Here is a 16,328-nt window from a genome sequence, read left to right as displayed (position 1 = left end):
TCAGTACTTATCCATTCGCTATACGGATAAGATGGCTGATTCTGGCGTTATTGCATCTGTTGGTACAACCGGTGATTCATACGATAATGCGTTAGCTGAAACGGTTAACGGACTTTATAAAACAGAGGTGATTGAATATTTAAAACCGCAGTGGCGGGATGCGTATGATGTTGAATTAGCAACCCTTGAATGGGTCGATTGGTTTAATAAAACTCGCATTCATAGTACGATTGGTTATGTGTCGCCTTTTGAGTTTGAGAGACGATACTATGATAGCCTTAATGAGTCAGACAAAGCTGCCTGACTCAAGCAATCCACTCTCCGATATAGTCGGGGCGGTTCAATATACTGCTTTCTATATTCCTCTAAACTATCTTTTAATTGTTCAAGCAGAGTAACACCTAGCAAACCTCGTAGAGCCTTATTCAACCAAACCCCAGCTCCTGTTGAACGAGCTGTACTTACAATTTTCTCACCATCAAAAAAGAAAAAAGGTGCATAGTCGATAGGAAGAGCATGTGAATTAAATAAAGTTATAGCATCTTCTTTCTGCAAAGGAGTTGCAGTCCCATCACTATTTAACCTAGATATAACTTCTTCATTACTTTCTGTGATAACTTGACGTTTCTTATCAAAATACCATTTTCTATGGACTCTAATACCTTCTAATTTTTGTTTAATATTCCGCTTCATCAATTCAATAGTAATTTCTATAACATATTGATCATTAGAAGAGTTGGCTTCATGATACAATGCACTGTTAAGGTATTGCTTATAGCTTCTCTGTTCGGTTAAGCCTGCTCGATCCAAGTGGCTTATCGCATCTTTATCATACATCCCTAGATAAATAGCTTCTAATAAGGTAGTTTTTCCGTGCCCATTTTTGGCACCAATAATAACGAGGTTCTTACCTTCCTGCGGTTCTGGAAATGTAAATTCAGCATTATCATAAGATTTAAAGTTTTTGAGCTTTATAGAGCTAATCCACATATTTTACTCCTCAAGAATTCCAGTGATTTTCAAATACCTCATCGAAGGTTGCGTTTCTATTACGACTTTTAGTTACTTGTTGGCGCTCTCGTTGCCAGTTAACTAACTCTGCTAACGCATACTCAGAAACACCGTATTCCCTACACACTTCTTCCAGAATCTTGTGGATATTAATATCACTCCAAAGTAAAAGCTCTTCCACCTGTATTTCAGGTTCTTTATTCATTCCTATTTCTCCTTTCATAATTATTTATTAAATAAAATGCTAATTTTTATTCAATGCTTATAATAGCAACAAATAATCATCTTTTATTACTAAAACCCACTAACGCGACATATACTGTCGTATATAATTATTCTTATGTACTTCATAAATAGTATGGATATAAAACTGAGGTTGCTGATTTTTCCATGTCCATGTTGTGATACTTGACTATTAGATTTAGATAACTCTTTTTCATCTAGGCCCATATCACTGTCCAAACTTTTGACCATACTCTCAAACAGCTCTTTATCTGATTTTCCAGTTAGAAACTTAGGAAAGTTTTTCGCAAGGTAGTTCTAAATAAATTTTTCTTCTTTGCTATTTCTAACTAGCACCTGTCCTAAAAGAGACCCCATAAATAGTTTCTGTTTGTTTAATCGCTTATCAAGCTCCACTCACTTCAATTTGGTTTTAAGTTTTACAATACACTTCATGTATATGACAAGATAATACCCACTATGGTTTTATTGTACAATTCGGTAATCATTAATAAGCCCAGATATGAGTCCATCCTTTATGTTTTAGCCTCAAATATTAACTAGCTTGGTGGTGCTGTGACTGGTACTCCCGGCTAACTAAAGATAGCTTATGTGGCTTACCGTCTTGTAGCTGTTGTTGATTTTGGGCGTCAATGACCTGGCTCATAGTCAAAATACTTTGAGTCCTCGTGCCATAATTCGGTAATTCAGGAGTATCAATACAAATCGAGGATAGAGCTTGCTCTAAAGCAGGAGGCATACCGGTATCGGGCAGCTGCTCATCAGGGGCTTGTAGCGTATCGGTTAGTACGTTCCACGCCGCAGGTAACCAATAATCTTTATCTCCCTCATGAAACTCTAAGCTTTCACTAATTAACGGCAGCACTTCTTGGCGTACCCTGCCCCGCAGACGTTCAGACTTAAACCAAGCATCATCAGGTTGGCCATTGGAGATAATATGCAGCCCACTGTGTAGCGGTGTGGGTGGATAGCCACGATTATTAACCAGTACCGCCTGTTTGTCATCGCCGACAATCAAGTTGAAGCCGGCATAAGCTTGCAAATCCACTTGTCGAGCATAGGCCAAAGGCGACAAATCACTGCTCAAAAAGTTGGTGACCAGCTCCCCTCGAGAACGCTGATCTGGGGCAGCCTGTACCCCATCGCGAAAATTCAATACCGCTGCCCAGCGTCCATTTTGGCTAAACTGATTAGTTGAAGCTAAGGGCTGCTGATGAATGCCGAGCCAAGTGCCGCCACTTTGATCATCACGACCGGCATAGATAGGTAAATCAGACCATTGGTGTGCCGATGTGGTAGGCCGCTGCAAAAACTCATCACGGTTAGACAAGATCACTAAGGGCAGCTCATCAAACAACTGCCAGGCAATGGCGGCAATACACATAGTTTTTCCTTAATAGATACCGGGGGATAGTATTAGTCCTTTATATTATGGGGCAGTCTCATTGATTTATCCATCTGATAACTGACTATGGCCCGTGTGAATGAGGGCTTTTTACATGAGAGATTGGCTTATTTTTCATCCTACTCAAATACACTTTACAGTTAATGTGTTAATGGTCTATTTTTGTTATTATGACAGCCATAATATAATCAGGTAGACCTCACTCATGATGATTCATCCTCAATTCGACCCTGTCGCTTTTTCACTTGGCCCCCTCCAAGTGCACTGGTACGGCTTTATGTACTTGCTCGCCTTTGTCGCCGCCTATGGGCTGGCTTGGTATCGCAGCACCAAACGTGAAGGCTGGAGTACAGAGATGGTTTCTGACCTTGTGTTCTTTGGGGCCTTGGGTGTCATTTTAGGCGGCCGCATTGGTTATGTACTTTTATATCAATTTAGCGAACTGCTGCAAAACCCGATGTATCTGTTCAGGGTATGGGAAGGGGGTATGTCATTCCATGGTGGTTTTATAGGCGTTGCCCTAGCCATGGTTTACTTTGCGAAAAAATACAAAAAACCCATCTTTAATGTTTTAGACTTTATTGTACCCTGTGTGCCTACAGGCCTACTCTTTGGTCGAATTGGTAACTACATCAATGGCGAGCTTTGGGGCCGGGTCTCAGACGGGGGCTATAACTGGCTAACCTATTTCCCTCAAGCGGTAAATTTTGATGCCGCACTGATTGCTACCAATCCTGCGCTACAGTCGTTGATGACAGATGTGAACGGTAACTATCTGCTTCCCCGTCACCCCTCGCAGTTGTATGAGGCATTAGCAGAAGGTTTATTAACTTTCATATTAGTATGGTGGTTTTCTTCCAAACCCCGTCCACGCATGGCGGTTACAGCACTATTTATGCTGTGTTATGGATTTAGCCGCTTTACCATCGAGTTTTTCCGTCAGCCAGATGAAGGCTATGCCCTGATTTTTGGTTGGATGAGTAAAGGCCAACTTTATACCCTGCCCATGATTATTATTGGGATAGTATTAATGGTTCTAGCCTATCGCCGTCAGCAATATGACTGGGGCAAATACGCCACTCACTCTTAATTTACCTTTTGATGATTTGACAGTATGACTATGATAACTAGCAAAAATGAAGCCGCCTATCTTGATTTAATCCGCTACGTGCGTGACCACGGTACCGAAAAAGGGGACCGTACTGGCACCGGCACTCGTAGTCATTTTGGCGCCCAGTTACGTTTCGACCTACAAGATGGTTTTCCGCTATTTACTACCAAAAAAGTTCATATGAAATCAATTACTTATGAGCTATTTTGGTTTTTAAAGGGCGATACTCACGTTAAGTATTTACAAGACCATAATGTACGTATTTGGAATGAATGGTCAACCGCGGAACAAACCGCTCGCTTTGGTCGTCCTGAAGGAGAGCTTGGCCCAATTTACGGTCATCAGTGGCGCAACTATGGCGCCAGTAAAGCTGAAGACGGCAGCTACAATCAAGATGGTATTGATCAAATTAGCGAAGTGATTGAGCAGATCAAAACCAATCCAAACTCTCGCCGTTTGATTGTTTCGGGCTGGAACCCTGCGGAAGCCACACAAGTTGCCCTGCCCCCTTGTCATACGCTATTCCAGTTCTTTGTGGCAGATGGCAAGCTGTCTTGTCAACTATATCAGCGTTCAGCCGATTTGTTCTTGGGCGTGCCATTTAATATTGCCAGCTACTCTCTATTAACCCACATGGTTGCGCAGGTCTGTGATTTAGATGTGGGCGAATTTATTTGGACTGGCGGCGACTGTCACTTATATCAAAACCATATTGAACAGGTAAACGAGCAGCTGTCTCGGGAAGCTTATGATCTACCAAGCTTATGGTTAAATCCTGAAATCAAAGATATTTTTGATTTTACCTTTGATGACATTCGAGTAGAGAACTATAAATCGCACCCAGCTATCAAAGCACCAGTGGCGGTATAGACCAAGAGCTCCACGCCTGTAAGCAATCTATAAACACAATAATTTATTATTGATTAAGGACCTTTTTATGAGCTATGCCCATACTCAAGTTGCCCAAATCGCTGCCATTAGCAGCAACCGTTGTATCGGTAAAGGTAATGACTTACCTTGGCATATCCCCAATGATTTAAAGCACTTTAAGGCCATGACTACTGCTGAAACCGATACGTATGTCGACACTGGCTTAAAAGGTATCGTCATTATGGGCCGTAAAACCTTTGAGTCTATGGGGTCCAAACCACTGCCAAAACGCGTGAACTTTATCATTACTACCCAATTAGACTATGCGCAGCAAAAAGGCTTAGAAAACCTAGAAGATGTGCATGTGGTCCACAATTTAGACGATGCATTGACTCATGCTGCCAATGTCGCTCATGGCTTAAAGTTTGAAACTATTTGGGTTATCGGCGGCGAAAAAGTATTTAAAAATGCGATGATTTTTACTGACCGTATTGAGTTGACCGTAGTAGATACCGTCATTGAAGACGGTGATGCTTTTTATCCAGAAATACCAGATAGCTTTGAGCTTACCGAAGAGTCAGAATCATTTACTGATGACAATAGTGGCTTGAATTATAAGTTTGTGACTTATAAACAAAAAAAAGATTAGTTTAGAGCTTAACTTATTAAGTTAGGTTAGGTTAATAAATACTATAACAACTCGTCAACTTAAGCCTGCTGGTCTTAGCAGGCTTTTTTATCCCCACTCTTCTGCTATTATGACCAAGGCGTAAACCCTTTAGCCGCAATACTCTGTTATCCCAAAAGAGCCGTCTTATGCTAATAAAAACCTTAAAAATAGTTTTGCTTTTTATTGTCAGCCTAATTGCTCTTTTGAGTCTTGTGGCAATACTTACTTATCAAAGTTTGCCTGACAATACGGATCGCACTGAATCCCATTATTTACCAGTTGACCCTAATACAACTTTGGCCCAACAGTTTCTACCCTCGATGCAACAACATCCTGGCCTCAGTGGCATCTATTTACTAGCTGATAGCCACGAGGCCTTTTTAGCCCGATTGTCATTGGCGGCTTCGGCTCAAAAGACCTTAGATGTCCAATATTATATTTGGCGTGATGACACCACAGGCCATCTATTGATGCAAAGCTTGTATCAAGCTGCTGAGCGCGGCGTCCGCGTCCGCCTGTTACTTGATGACAATAATACCGGGGGTATGGATGAGTTACTCGCCAGTGTCAATGCTCACCCGAATATTGAGATACGCCTATTCAACCCCTTCATGCAGCGTAGATTTCGTCCTTTGGGCTACTTGAGTGACTTCTTTCGATTAAATCGTCGTATGCACAATAAGTCGTTTACTGCCGATGGACTGGTGACTATAACGGGGGGCCGTAACGTAGGCGATGAATACTTTGGCTTTGGTAGTGGAGTATTATTTGCAGACTTAGATATGACCGCTGTAGGCCCAGCTGCCAAGGATGTGGAACAAGACTTTGACCGCTACTGGGCCAGTGAATCCTCTTATCCACTACAAAACATCGTTAAGAGTACTCCCTCTGAAACTTTTGATATTACGCCTGCAGAAGATAAAGAAACACAGATTTTCTTACAAGAATTGGGACAATCGACTTTCGTTAAGCAACTGCGTGAAGGGTCACTGCCACTAATCTGGACTGAGGTAAATCTCATCAGTGATGACCCAGCCAAGGTATTAAATAAATCAAAAGATACTGACTCAGTATTGGCGCATCTTGCGCCCTTAATGCAAAATACCAAAGAAGAGTTGTTGATTATTTCTCCTTATTTTGTGCCGGCCAAGGAAGGAGCTGCTCTATTTCGTCGTCTGTCTAATGAAGGTAAAGAGATTTCGGTATTGACCAACTCTCTGGCAGCTACCGACGTGATTCCGGTACACGCGGGTTATGCCAAATACCGCAAGCCTTTATTGTTAGCGGGTATCTCCTTATATGAGCTTAAGCCTCAAGCAACAGTAGTTACCAGAAACCATGGGGGTGTCATCAAAAGTAGTGGTGCCAGCTTACATGCCAAAACCTTTATTATTGATAATAAAACACTATTTGTCGGTTCTTTTAATATAGACCCTCGATCAGCTGCGTTAAATACCGAAATGGGGTTTGTTTTTGATAGTGAAGAGATAGCCCGTTATCTGGCAGACAATATGAAACAAAATCAAATGGAATACAGTTATAAGGTGAGTAAAACTCCGAAAGGTAAATTGCACTGGGAGACCATTGAAGACCATCAAATAGTTGAATTTGACGATGAACCGCATAGCACAGTCTGGGCTCGTATTGGGGTGTGGATCTGCTCGTTATTACCGATTGAGTGGTTGTTATGACTTCAGCAAATTATTTGCAACTAGGGTAATCACATCAGTGGTAAAGGAGCCATCCTGCTGTAATTTATAATACTGTTTGAGCTCATTACCCACCTGTTTTTGCAGTGATTGGATAGGGATAACTCTACATTAGACAAGTAAACTCATCTGGGTTTAACACCCTAGGATAGAAAAATACCCACGTTAAGCACAATAGTGACTAGAGTGATTAACATTAATAATAAGGGCCACATAAACTTAAACCATATACCGTAAGATACTCGGCCCAGAACCAGCCCTCCCATGACCACGCCTGAGGTCGGAGTAATCAAGTTAGGCAACCCACAAGCTGACTGAAACGCTGTGACCACTAAAGAACGATCTACACCAGCAAAATCTGCCAAAGGCGCCATGATAGGCATTGTTAACACCGCCAAACCAGAGGAAGAAGGCACGACCAAGGACATAAACATCTCAATCCAATACACACCATTAATAAAAGCGAAGGTAGACATATCCTGCACGCCTATTTCGGCTGCATGTAAAATGGTAGGTGTGATATTGCCGTCATCCATAATAACCACTATGCCTCGAGCTAAGGCAATAATTATAGCGACCCCTAATAGGTCTTGTGCCCCATCGACTATTGTGGTCGTTAAATCTTCTTCATTCATACGAGCGATGATTCCAATGAGGATAGTACTTCCCAGAAATAAAGCCCCCATTTCTGTCATCCACCAGCCCGCCAATGCTACCCCATAAATAAGAACCACAAAAGTTAAGCAGAAAACAAATAAAATTAATTTACGTTGCCTATTTAACTCCGGAATTACTTTTTGTGCTTGCTCTTGACCTAAAAAATACCTTTCATTGGACTGCTTCAAGTCAGCAACTAATGAGGAGGAAGGATCTTTTTTTACTTTAGCGGCATATCGCATCACATAGCCGGCACATATTGCCCAGCCTGCGATTAAAATGAACACTCTAAGCCAAATACCATCTATAAAGTTGATGCCGGCCGCATTGGCTGCAATAACTGTGGAAAATGGATTAATTGTAGAGCCCAATACGCCAATACCAGCCCCTACCATAACAATAGCAACGCCTGTTAACGCATCATATCCAGCAGCAATCATGACCGGAATGACAATGGCATAAAACGCTAGGGTTTCTTCGGCCATACCATAGGTTGTACCACCGATTGCCAGTAGCCCCATAATAATTGGGATTATCCATTTTTCTCTACCCTCAAGCTTAGAAATAGAGCGAGCAATACCTGCATCAATAGCCCCACTTTTTGTGGCTACAGCAATAAATGCACCAATAATTAATACAAACACCGCCACGTCCACAGCGTTTGCTTGACCCGTAGTATGATCATAAAACCCATTAATAGGCGCCATTAAAATATCAACAATTCCTTGTCGATTTGACTCTATATAGTGAAAGGTTCCTGCAACTGGAATATCCTTACCAAGTTCTGCACTATGCACCAAATCATATTGACCAGCAGGAATTATCCAAGTCAGGGCGGCCATTATCACGATAAGAGAAAATAGAATTGTATATGCGGTTGGGAATTTGAAGTGAACCATAAAACATCCTTATTTATGATTTTGCTGGTGATACCGCCGTTTTAGTTAAACTAACTGACTGACTAGCTGATATATTCCTTTATCTGATCAATTGTCATGTCTGAAATACCCATTTTTTCCAAAGTACGACCTGTTTGGAAGTAGTTGGTTTCATTGTAGGCATTTGCAATAGTAGTACAGCAGTTGACCATCGGAGTTGGGGTGTTTGTTAACCGACCAAACTCATGACAGGGAACTAACAGATAAGGTATGTCTTCGGTTATATAGCGATGTTTCGGGCTATCTGGAGCAGAAGTTATTTTTCCATGCGTTTCTGAAGAACGGTTAAACTCATAAACAGTTTCGCAATTTGTACCATACAAGGCATTCATTGCCTCTAGCTCTGGGGTTAACTCAATATTTAATGCCGTACCCACCGCTTGCCTTTCTTGCTCCATGACTGCCACTGCACGAGCCGTAGCTGGAGAACAACAGTCCTTATAGTAATTATATTTGCCCTCAAAATTCTCAAGCAGTCCCATATTAAGGGTGGTCAATAAGGGGTGTCCGCCAAAGTTAATGTTTTCCAAACCGGCAGCAATAACATTACGCAAAGGCTTTAGTGGTAGAGGGAGGATAGTTTGGAGTCGACTGATTACCTCAGCTGTTTTCGCTGCTGGCAACGCGGCCATTGGTAAAAACTCTTTTAATCCCATGATGGCAATCTGAGCTGGAGCGTTGATACGACATGCCCATGGAATTGAGATTGCCTCAACAAACGTTGGGTTGATATGACCAAACCCTTTATCTTGCATAGATTTTTTTAGAACTAAGGAGCCATAATTTCCAGGCATCACCACAATGATATGGTTATCCGTTAGATACGGAAGCATGGCATCAAATAACACTTCCTGTGCAAATGAGGGTACAGGCATCAATATAATTTCAGAAAAAGCGACAGCCTCAGCCATATCACGGCTAAGTTTATGAATCGATTCAAAGCCGCTATGCAATAAAGCAACCCCGGATAACTCGGATAAGGCTTCAATCCCTCCTTTTTTCTCAATATCGCTCAGAGGCTGATCGAATCCTGGAGAGCCATACAAACAAACATCGCAACCACTCTTTGATAGGTGATAGGCAGCAGTAAGACCCGCATTACCCGCGCCCATAACAGTAACTGTATTAGGCATTTTTACTCTCCTATTAAGGCATGTAAAAACCTGTTAGTGAATATATGTACACTAAATAATAGTAGAGACATTAATACTTACTGTAAAGAAAAATATTTTAATTATTTTTAATAATAGGTTAACTGTATATTAATAAACAATTTTCTTACTTTGCAGTATTTGGGTATTTATTAAAATTTGGGTGTTTATTAAAAATAGACAGCAACACAAAAAAAACCGCCTAAAATTTAGGCGGCTTTCGGGTTTGAGACGAATAACAAAGTATGAATAACGAGCTTAACGAGTTAAATAACCAATTAAATGGCTTTAGTACGCTCAGTTAACCACTGCAGTGCCTCGCCTTCAACACGGTCTTTTAGCTCATTGTAAACATGACTGTGGTAGTCGTTTAACCAGTCAATTTCGTCTTGAGTCAATAGACTTGGGTTCACCAGACGAGTATCGATAGGACACAAAGTGACAGTCTCAAAGTTTAGATAATGACCAAACTCTGTCTCTTGTGGCGTTGGTACTGGCTGGTTGATGACTAGGTTTTCGATACGAATACCCCAGCGACCCTCACGGTATAAGCCAGGCTCATTACTGCTAATCATACCCACTTTCATCGCACGCTCTGGCGGATTGCTGGCCGCATAAGCAATTACTTGTGGACCTTCATGCACGTTCAAGAAGTAGCCCACACCATGACCGGTACCATGACCGTAGTCCATCTGAGCTTGCCATAAAGGCGCACGGCAAATAGCATCAATTAATGGGGAAGCAATACCATCTGGGAAACAAGCTTTGGCTAACGCAATGTGCGCTTTTAATACTAGGCTAAAATCGCGTTTTTGGCCTTCATTAACGTTACCAATACCGACCACACGGGTAATATCGGTAGTGCCGTTTTGATACTGAGCACCAGAGTCGATTAATAATAAGCCATCCCCCTCAAGGTAGCTAAAGTTATCTTCAGTGGCACGATAGTGTGGCAGAGCGCCGTTTGCGTTAAAGCCAGCAATGGTGGGGAAGCTAGGCGATACATAATGTGGCTGTTTACTACGTACATCAATTAACATGCTGTCCACATCCAGCTCACTTAAGTGCTCACCTTTATTCAAACGCGCTTCAAACTCACTAAAGAACTGACACAGTGCCGCGCCATCTTGACGCATCGCTTCACGTACATGCTCAATGTCCTCTTTTGATTTCACTGATTTGAGTAAGCTACTTGGGGCAATTTGCTCAATCATGGCAATGTCATCGCCTAGGTCATTTAGAGTACCGACCGCCACTTTATTGGGGTCTAATAGCAGTAAATCATCGGGAGTCAATTCGCTTAATGCGCTTTGAACTTGATCATAATCTGCCACACTAATGCCGGCATCGCTCAATAACTTGGCAATGTCCTCACCCACTTTGGCGCTATCGATATAAAGCGTCGCCTTGTCCGCTGTGACAATCATGTGTGCCAAGAATACGGGGTTATAGTCCACATCACTACCGCGTAGGTTAGTCAGCCAAGCCAAGTCATCTAAGCTTGAGATAAGGTGATGAGTGGCGCCAATCTCTTGCATCTGCGCTCGCACTTCAGCCAACTTCTCGGCAGCAGACTGTGACACAAACTGTGCATCATGAGCATACAGCGGAGCCATAGGTAACGCCGGACGCTCTTGCCAAATCTCACCCAATAAATCCAGCTCAGTAATTAGACGAATACCGTCCTCATCACTGTCTGCCACTGCATCGAAAGCGTCTAATAAGCGGTCTTGTTCAGCCAGTGACAAAACGTTGCCATCGATGGCCACGCTGTCACCAGCGTCTAGGTTTTCTGCCAACCACTGCGCGTGATTGGGCGAGCCAGGCTGTAGCTTTTGTAGCGTAATACCCGTATCTTCTAGTTGATTAGCCGCTTGTACCCAATAGCGACTATCAGCCCACAGACCTGCAAAATCATCGGTCACAACCAAGGTGCCCACAGAGCCGGTAAAGCCTGATAACCATTGACGACCTTGCCAATATTCAGGTAAATATTCTGATAAATGGGGGTCAGCTGATGGGATAATAATGGCGCTGATGTCGTTGTTTTTTAGGACTTGGCGTAATTGACTGATACGCTCTTGGATTACAGACTTACTCATAGTATTCCTCTGAATTAATGGTGTATTTTTATTGTGTCTTTTTTGCCAATTTTAAATACAAAAAACGTGCTACCGATTATGGTAACACGTTTGATGTTTGCAACCGTTTTCAGTTAGTAAATAGCTTAAAAGAGGGTTGCTAATCTATAGCTTATTTAAAGAGCATTTTTCAAACCTGCTTTTTTAAACCGTGTGGCGATGCTCATCTTCAGCCTCACTACGATCTAACATGGCTCTTACTGGCTTTGATAATGCCAATAAAATTACTGCAGTCACCACCAAGAAGATGGTCATTGTGGTGAATAAGCTAGGCAGCCCTTCAATGGTATCGGCTGAAACATGGCCACCGAAGAAAGCCGCTACCAAGTTACCCATCGCCAATGAGGTGAAGAATAGACCCATCATCTGACCCTGCATACCTTTGGGGGCAAGTTTGGTCATAGAGGATAGTCCCACTGGGCTTAATGCCAGCTCACCTAGAGTCAGCAATAATAAACTACCGGTTAGCCATAAAGGCGATACCAAAGTACCCGGATTGGCAACGACCAACTTGGAGGCCATAATCATCAAGCCAAACCCTGCTGCCGCCAGTAACATACCCAATGAGAACTTGGCCATGCTGTTTGGCTCAAGATTACGCTTACCCAACCACACCCAAATCACACTGACAATCGGAGCCAACATCAAGATAAAGATAGGGTTTAATGACTGGAACCAGATACTTGGGATATCAAATCCAAATACATTTAAGTCAGTATAACGATCAGCAAATAAGTTAAATGAGGTCGGTTGCTGCTCGAAACTTGACCAGAATAAGGTCGAACCAATAATTAGAATAAAACAAATTAGCAGACGCAGTTTGTCGGTTTTATCAAGCTTAGGAGAGATAAACATGTAAGCGAAATACAACAACACCATACCAGCAATGATATAGGTCATATATTCAGCAGCCATACTTGGATTGAACGGCATAATCCCCGTGGCAATCAGCACAATCAGCGCAATCAGAGCTGCTAGGAACAAACCCACCCAGCGTCCTATATGTTGATACTGATCGTTAGCCACTTCCCACTCAGGGGTGATGCCTTGAGCTTTGGCAAATCGCTTCAGGTTCTTTCGGGCAGCAAAGCGATATACCAGTAGTGATACCAGCATTCCTAAGCCCCCTACGCCGAAGCCAACGTGCCACATTTGTCTTTCTTGAAACAGTCCTACGATAAGCGCAGCCAACAAGGCACCAATATTAATACCCATATAAAATAAGGTAAAACCGCCATCTCGGCGTGCGTCACCTTTGGGGTATAACGCGCCTACCATGACCGAGATACACGTTTTAAATAGTCCTGAGCCTAGAACAATACAGACCAGACCAATAAAAAACATCGACATCCCAAATAAAGCCGAAAGCGCGATAAATAAGTGACCTAAGGCGATGATAATACTGCCCCACCACAAGGCACGCTCTTGACCTAGCCAGTTATCGGCGAGCCAGCCACCTGGTACCGCTGCAAGATATAAAGTACCAGCAAAAATACCGTAAATGGCCGAGGCTGTAGCGTCATCAAAACCAAAACCACCACTACTTATGGAGGCCACCATAAATAACACCAATAGGGGGCGGATACTATAGTACGAGAAGCGCTCCCACATTTCGGTAAAAAACAAAGATCGCAGCGGCTGAGGATGGCCCATAAAGCCATTGTCTAACGCTCGTGCTTTAGCGGAAGGTCCTGTCCGATTTGAGTCTGCATTACCCATAGTCTTAATTCCTTTGTTATATAACAGTTAAACATACCACTCTCAACTGTACAGTGAACTTAGTCTATCTCTATATAGCAGTCTCTACAGCAAGCAGTTATGTCACAATAATTTCAATATTTGCGGCGTAATAGCCTGATATTTTGTTAAAACCCTAATATTTTGTTAAAACGAAGTATTGTTTCATGAGCGAAACAAGCGGTAAAGTAAAATTATTGACGTTATATTAAAAAACCCGCTCTATCCTATAGATAAAGCGGGTTTTAGCCTATTTTAAATGGCTTTAGACTAGCAAGACTATCAATTACTGAGCGGTTTCAGTAGTTTCTGCAGTCGCTTCAGCTTCTGCTGGAGCAGCTTCTGCAGTTGCAGGTTGTGTCTCTGTAGCTTCAGCTGCGGTATCAGCGTCTGCTTCAGCAGTTGCCGTGGCTTCATCTGCAGGCATGTCAGCGGCAGCTTCTGCTGGGGCAGCTTCCGTTGCTGTTGCCTCAGCTTCTGGCTCAGCAGTTGCCTCTTCGGCAACCGCTGCTTCTTCAGTAGTTTCTTCTACAGCAGCTACAGGCGCTACATGCTTGTCTGCAGGGCGTAAAAAGGCTGAAATACCAATAAGAAGTACGATAGCCAAAAACGCAGCAGTCCCTACCATAGCGTAGGCAAATTCTTTCTTTGGTTTATTTTGGCTTGCATCTGCCATAGGTCACCTATCTGTATAATTTGATAAAGGTTTAAGAAGAGGGGTTCCTCTGCCATATAGTATTTAATTAATGTGGTAGCTTGTCTACGTTGCGCCTAACGACCACACCTCAGCACTATATCACAGTCAAAACCGATCACATATCTTGCTATTATATCGCAATTTGCTACCTTTTGTGAAAACGCCCTGTCCAATTTGTGGATTAGTAGTACATTTTTTTCAATCAAAGCTAAAGCCACTATTATTTTCGCTTAAACTTAGCGCTTAAAAGAGCGTCTCCCTAAGTAACTTAATAACAGCATCAGAGATATTAATAATAAAATAGGCAGGTTGCCAAAACGTACATAAGGCGTCATACCTGTGCGTGATTGTACCTCGCCACGCAGTACGGTGCGTTCAAACTGTGGTGCTCGGGCCACAATCTTACCGGTGTGATCAATAATAGCAGTCACCCCAGTATTGGTAGCACGCATAAACCAGCGGCCAGTTTCTAACGAGCGCATCTGCACCATCTGTAAGTGCTGCAGAGGGCCTGCTGAAGTGCCAAACCAAGCATCATTGGAGATGGTCAATAAGAAGTCAGTATTCTGTGCATTACGGCGGGTGGTATCGGGATAAGCCACCTCATAACACACTGCTGAGCCTAGATTATGACCACGCACCTGAAGCGGTGACTGATTGGCAGGACCACGGCTATAACTCATAATATCTTGACTGCCGGCCAAGTTAGGAAACAGATCTAGAGCGCCTTGAAACGGAATATACTCCCCAAAAGGTACTAGATTTTGTTTTTTATAAAGCCCATCCGCCTGTGCCCCTAGTGCAATAACACTGTTATAAAAAGGAGCGTATTTGTCCGTCTCCTGCTGATACGCAGCTTCATCTTTGTAAGGAATACCCGTAACCCAAGTGGTGTCTGTTTGTTTGGCTACTTTTACCACTTCAGTGATAAAAGGCCAAGCTTCCGTTTGGAACATAGGGATAGAAGACTCAGGCCAAATGACCATATCCTGGTCCCATTCAGTACTACTTAGGGTGGCATAAATCTCAAGCGTTTTGTAACGGTATTCGGTCAACCACTTAAGGTCTTGCGGAATATTACCTTGTATTAAGGATACTTTTAGATTTTCGCTATTGGCTTTGGGCTGAGTCCACGCCGGATTGGTTAACCACAGGCCAATACTCACTGCGATAAACAGCGCTGTCACTACCAAGTAACCGGCCCGCTTGCGAAACACTTCTACCAAACTTGCCGATAATAAAACCGCCACAAAAGACACTGCAAACACCCCAGCCACTGGCGCTAAGGAGGATAGCCAGTATTGCTCAGTGAAAGCATAACCAACAAAAAGCCAAGGGAAACCGGTAAACAGCCAAGTCTTCAACCACTCTTGAAGCACCCATAAGGCTGCAAATGCCAACGGCTGCTTGCCCACAAAACGGTTGAAGATTAAAGCTAGAAAACCATGGAATAGTCCCATGCCCAGCCCCATAACCGCAATGGCCAAAAGCGCCAAAGGTGCCGGGATGTCTCCATACTGATGGATTGAGGTATACAGCCAAAAAGCACCCACGCACCAAAGCCCCATGCCATAAGCTTCACCGATAATAAAAGCCCGCTTGTTGCTCATCGGCGCCAACAGCAGCGCATATAGCAGAGCTGGAGAAATCAGCGCAATAATCCAATAGCCATAGGGTGCTAGCGACAGCATAAACATAGCCCCAGCCAACCACGCCACAATCACCGCAGTGCCAATCGGCAACTGTGAGGTAGTCTGCTGATCATAAGGCTGATTTAATCTGTCTTGCACATGTTGGGTTGAGGCTCGCATGACGGCTCCGGTAACTGGTATCTTTTGGGGAATAAACGGCTAGATTGGAAGGTTTAGTTATCTAAAATAGGCCTGATAAAAACAGAGCTTATCAAAACCACTATTTATAAAGCCAATAATATGCGTATGATAACAGTCTGGGCCCAAAAAATCTTAGGCCAAATACAGGATATATAA

General features: G+C 42.9%; 14 protein-coding genes. 5 read left to right on the top strand and 9 right to left on the bottom strand.

Annotated elements, in window-relative coordinates; all coding sequences use genetic code 11:
• A partial coding sequence (locus tag G561_RS0100805) for an integrase core domain-containing protein (protein ID WP_028857844.1) occupies positions 1 to 304 on the top strand: 304 nt, incomplete at its 5' end.
• Here the strand turns inward: G561_RS0100805 and G561_RS13690 are convergent.
• From G561_RS13690 to G561_RS0100790, 3 genes are all read right to left on the bottom strand, one after another.
• On the bottom strand, positions 268 to 990 hold the full coding sequence (locus G561_RS13690) for an AAA family ATPase (RefSeq protein ID WP_051584279.1): 723 nt from the start codon (positions 988 to 990) through the stop codon (positions 268 to 270). The genes G561_RS0100805 and G561_RS13690 overlap by 37 nt on opposite strands.
• Positions 991 to 1,000: 10 nt before the next feature.
• The gene (locus G561_RS0100795; RefSeq protein WP_028857843.1) at positions 1,001 to 1,216 is read right to left on the bottom strand and encodes a DNA modification system-associated small protein; all 216 of its coding nucleotides are present in this window, start codon (positions 1,214 to 1,216) and stop codon (positions 1,001 to 1,003) included.
• A 573-nt stretch (positions 1,217 to 1,789) separates the two neighbouring features.
• Positions 1,790 to 2,638 (bottom strand): NRDE family protein, encoded by an 849-nt coding sequence (locus G561_RS0100790; protein WP_028857842.1) that lies wholly within the window; start codon positions 2,636 to 2,638, stop codon positions 1,790 to 1,792.
• Positions 2,639 to 2,864: 226 nt separating this feature from the next.
• Here G561_RS0100790 and lgt point away from each other — a divergent pair, with 226 nt between their 5' ends.
• The 4 genes from lgt to G561_RS0100770 all read left to right on the top strand — a co-directional run bounded on the left by lgt (position 2,865) and on the right by G561_RS0100770 (position 7,001).
• Positions 2,865 to 3,749, top strand: coding sequence for a prolipoprotein diacylglyceryl transferase (lgt, locus tag G561_RS0100785; protein WP_028857841.1), 885 nt, complete (start codon positions 2,865 to 2,867; stop codon positions 3,747 to 3,749).
• Positions 3,750 to 3,779: 30 nt separating this feature from the next.
• On the top strand, positions 3,780 to 4,640 hold the full coding sequence (locus G561_RS0100780; RefSeq protein WP_028857840.1) for a thymidylate synthase: 861 nt from the start codon (positions 3,780 to 3,782) through the stop codon (positions 4,638 to 4,640).
• Positions 4,641 to 4,707: 67 nt separating this feature from the next.
• Complete coding sequence (locus G561_RS0100775) at positions 4,708 to 5,289, top strand: dihydrofolate reductase (protein WP_028857839.1); 582 nt, start codon at positions 4,708 to 4,710, stop codon at positions 5,287 to 5,289.
• 233 nt (positions 5,290 to 5,522) lie between these two features.
• Positions 5,523 to 7,001, top strand: coding sequence for a phospholipase D family protein (locus G561_RS0100770; RefSeq protein ID WP_228707626.1), 1,479 nt, complete (start codon positions 5,523 to 5,525; stop codon positions 6,999 to 7,001).
• 161 nt (positions 7,002 to 7,162) lie between these two features.
• Here G561_RS0100770 and G561_RS0100765 read toward each other — a convergent pair whose 3' ends face one another.
• The 6 genes from G561_RS0100765 to lnt all read right to left on the bottom strand — a co-directional run bounded on the left by G561_RS0100765 (position 7,163) and on the right by lnt (position 16,151).
• Complete coding sequence (locus G561_RS0100765; RefSeq protein WP_028857837.1) at positions 7,163 to 8,575, bottom strand: YfcC family protein; 1,413 nt, start codon at positions 8,573 to 8,575, stop codon at positions 7,163 to 7,165.
• Positions 8,576 to 8,637: 62 nt separating this feature from the next.
• Positions 8,638 to 9,747 (bottom strand): NAD/NADP-dependent octopine/nopaline dehydrogenase family protein, encoded by a 1,110-nt coding sequence (locus G561_RS0100760; protein ID WP_028857836.1) that lies wholly within the window; start codon positions 9,745 to 9,747, stop codon positions 8,638 to 8,640.
• A 296-nt stretch (positions 9,748 to 10,043) separates the two neighbouring features.
• The gene (locus G561_RS0100755) at positions 10,044 to 11,867 is read right to left on the bottom strand and encodes an aminopeptidase P family protein (RefSeq protein WP_028857835.1); all 1,824 of its coding nucleotides are present in this window, start codon (positions 11,865 to 11,867) and stop codon (positions 10,044 to 10,046) included.
• Between the two features lie 183 nt (positions 11,868 to 12,050).
• On the bottom strand, positions 12,051 to 13,625 hold the full coding sequence (locus G561_RS0100750) for a peptide MFS transporter (RefSeq protein ID WP_028857834.1): 1,575 nt from the start codon (positions 13,623 to 13,625) through the stop codon (positions 12,051 to 12,053).
• Positions 13,626 to 13,929: 304 nt separating this feature from the next.
• Positions 13,930 to 14,319 (bottom strand): hypothetical protein, encoded by a 390-nt coding sequence (locus G561_RS0100745; protein WP_028857833.1) that lies wholly within the window; start codon positions 14,317 to 14,319, stop codon positions 13,930 to 13,932.
• 257 nt (positions 14,320 to 14,576) lie between these two features.
• Positions 14,577 to 16,151, bottom strand: coding sequence for an apolipoprotein N-acyltransferase (lnt, locus tag G561_RS0100740; protein WP_028857832.1), 1,575 nt, complete (start codon positions 16,149 to 16,151; stop codon positions 14,577 to 14,579).
• Positions 16,152 to 16,328 lie beyond the last annotated feature (177 nt).

This window comes from Psychrobacter phenylpyruvicus DSM 7000 = NBRC 102152, from assembly GCF_000685805.1.
Lineage (GTDB): Bacteria > Pseudomonadota > Gammaproteobacteria > Pseudomonadales > Moraxellaceae > Psychrobacter > Psychrobacter phenylpyruvicus.
Note: the sequence above shows the minus strand (reverse complement) of the source record. Positions and strands in the feature narration are given on the sequence as shown.

Bases quoted from the DNA above. Each gene is read 5' to 3' on its own strand.
- G561_RS13690 (WP_051584279.1), bottom strand. From the start codon at position 990: ATGTGGATTAGCTCTATAAAGCTCAAAAACTTTAAATCTTATGATAAT.
- G561_RS0100795 (WP_028857843.1), bottom strand. From the start codon at position 1,216: ATGAATAAAGAACCTGAAATACAGGTGGAAGAGCTTTTACTTTGGAGT.
- G561_RS0100790 (WP_028857842.1), bottom strand. From the start codon at position 2,638: ATGTGTATTGCCGCCATTGCCTGGCAGTTGTTTGATGAGCTGCCCTTA.
- lgt (WP_028857841.1), top strand. From the start codon at position 2,865: ATGATGATTCATCCTCAATTCGACCCTGTCGCTTTTTCACTTGGCCCC.
- G561_RS0100780 (WP_028857840.1), top strand. From the start codon at position 3,780: ATGATAACTAGCAAAAATGAAGCCGCCTATCTTGATTTAATCCGCTAC.
- G561_RS0100775 (WP_028857839.1), top strand. From the start codon at position 4,708: ATGAGCTATGCCCATACTCAAGTTGCCCAAATCGCTGCCATTAGCAGC.
- G561_RS0100765 (WP_028857837.1), bottom strand. From the start codon at position 8,575: ATGGTTCACTTCAAATTCCCAACCGCATATACAATTCTATTTTCTCTT.
- G561_RS0100760 (WP_028857836.1), bottom strand. From the start codon at position 9,747: ATGCCTAATACAGTTACTGTTATGGGCGCGGGTAATGCGGGTCTTACT.
- G561_RS0100755 (WP_028857835.1), bottom strand. From the start codon at position 11,867: ATGAGTAAGTCTGTAATCCAAGAGCGTATCAGTCAATTACGCCAAGTC.
- G561_RS0100750 (WP_028857834.1), bottom strand. From the start codon at position 13,625: ATGGGTAATGCAGACTCAAATCGGACAGGACCTTCCGCTAAAGCACGA.
- G561_RS0100745 (WP_028857833.1), bottom strand. From the start codon at position 14,319: ATGGCAGATGCAAGCCAAAATAAACCAAAGAAAGAATTTGCCTACGCT.
- lnt (WP_028857832.1), bottom strand. From the start codon at position 16,151: ATGCGAGCCTCAACCCAACATGTGCAAGACAGATTAAATCAGCCTTAT.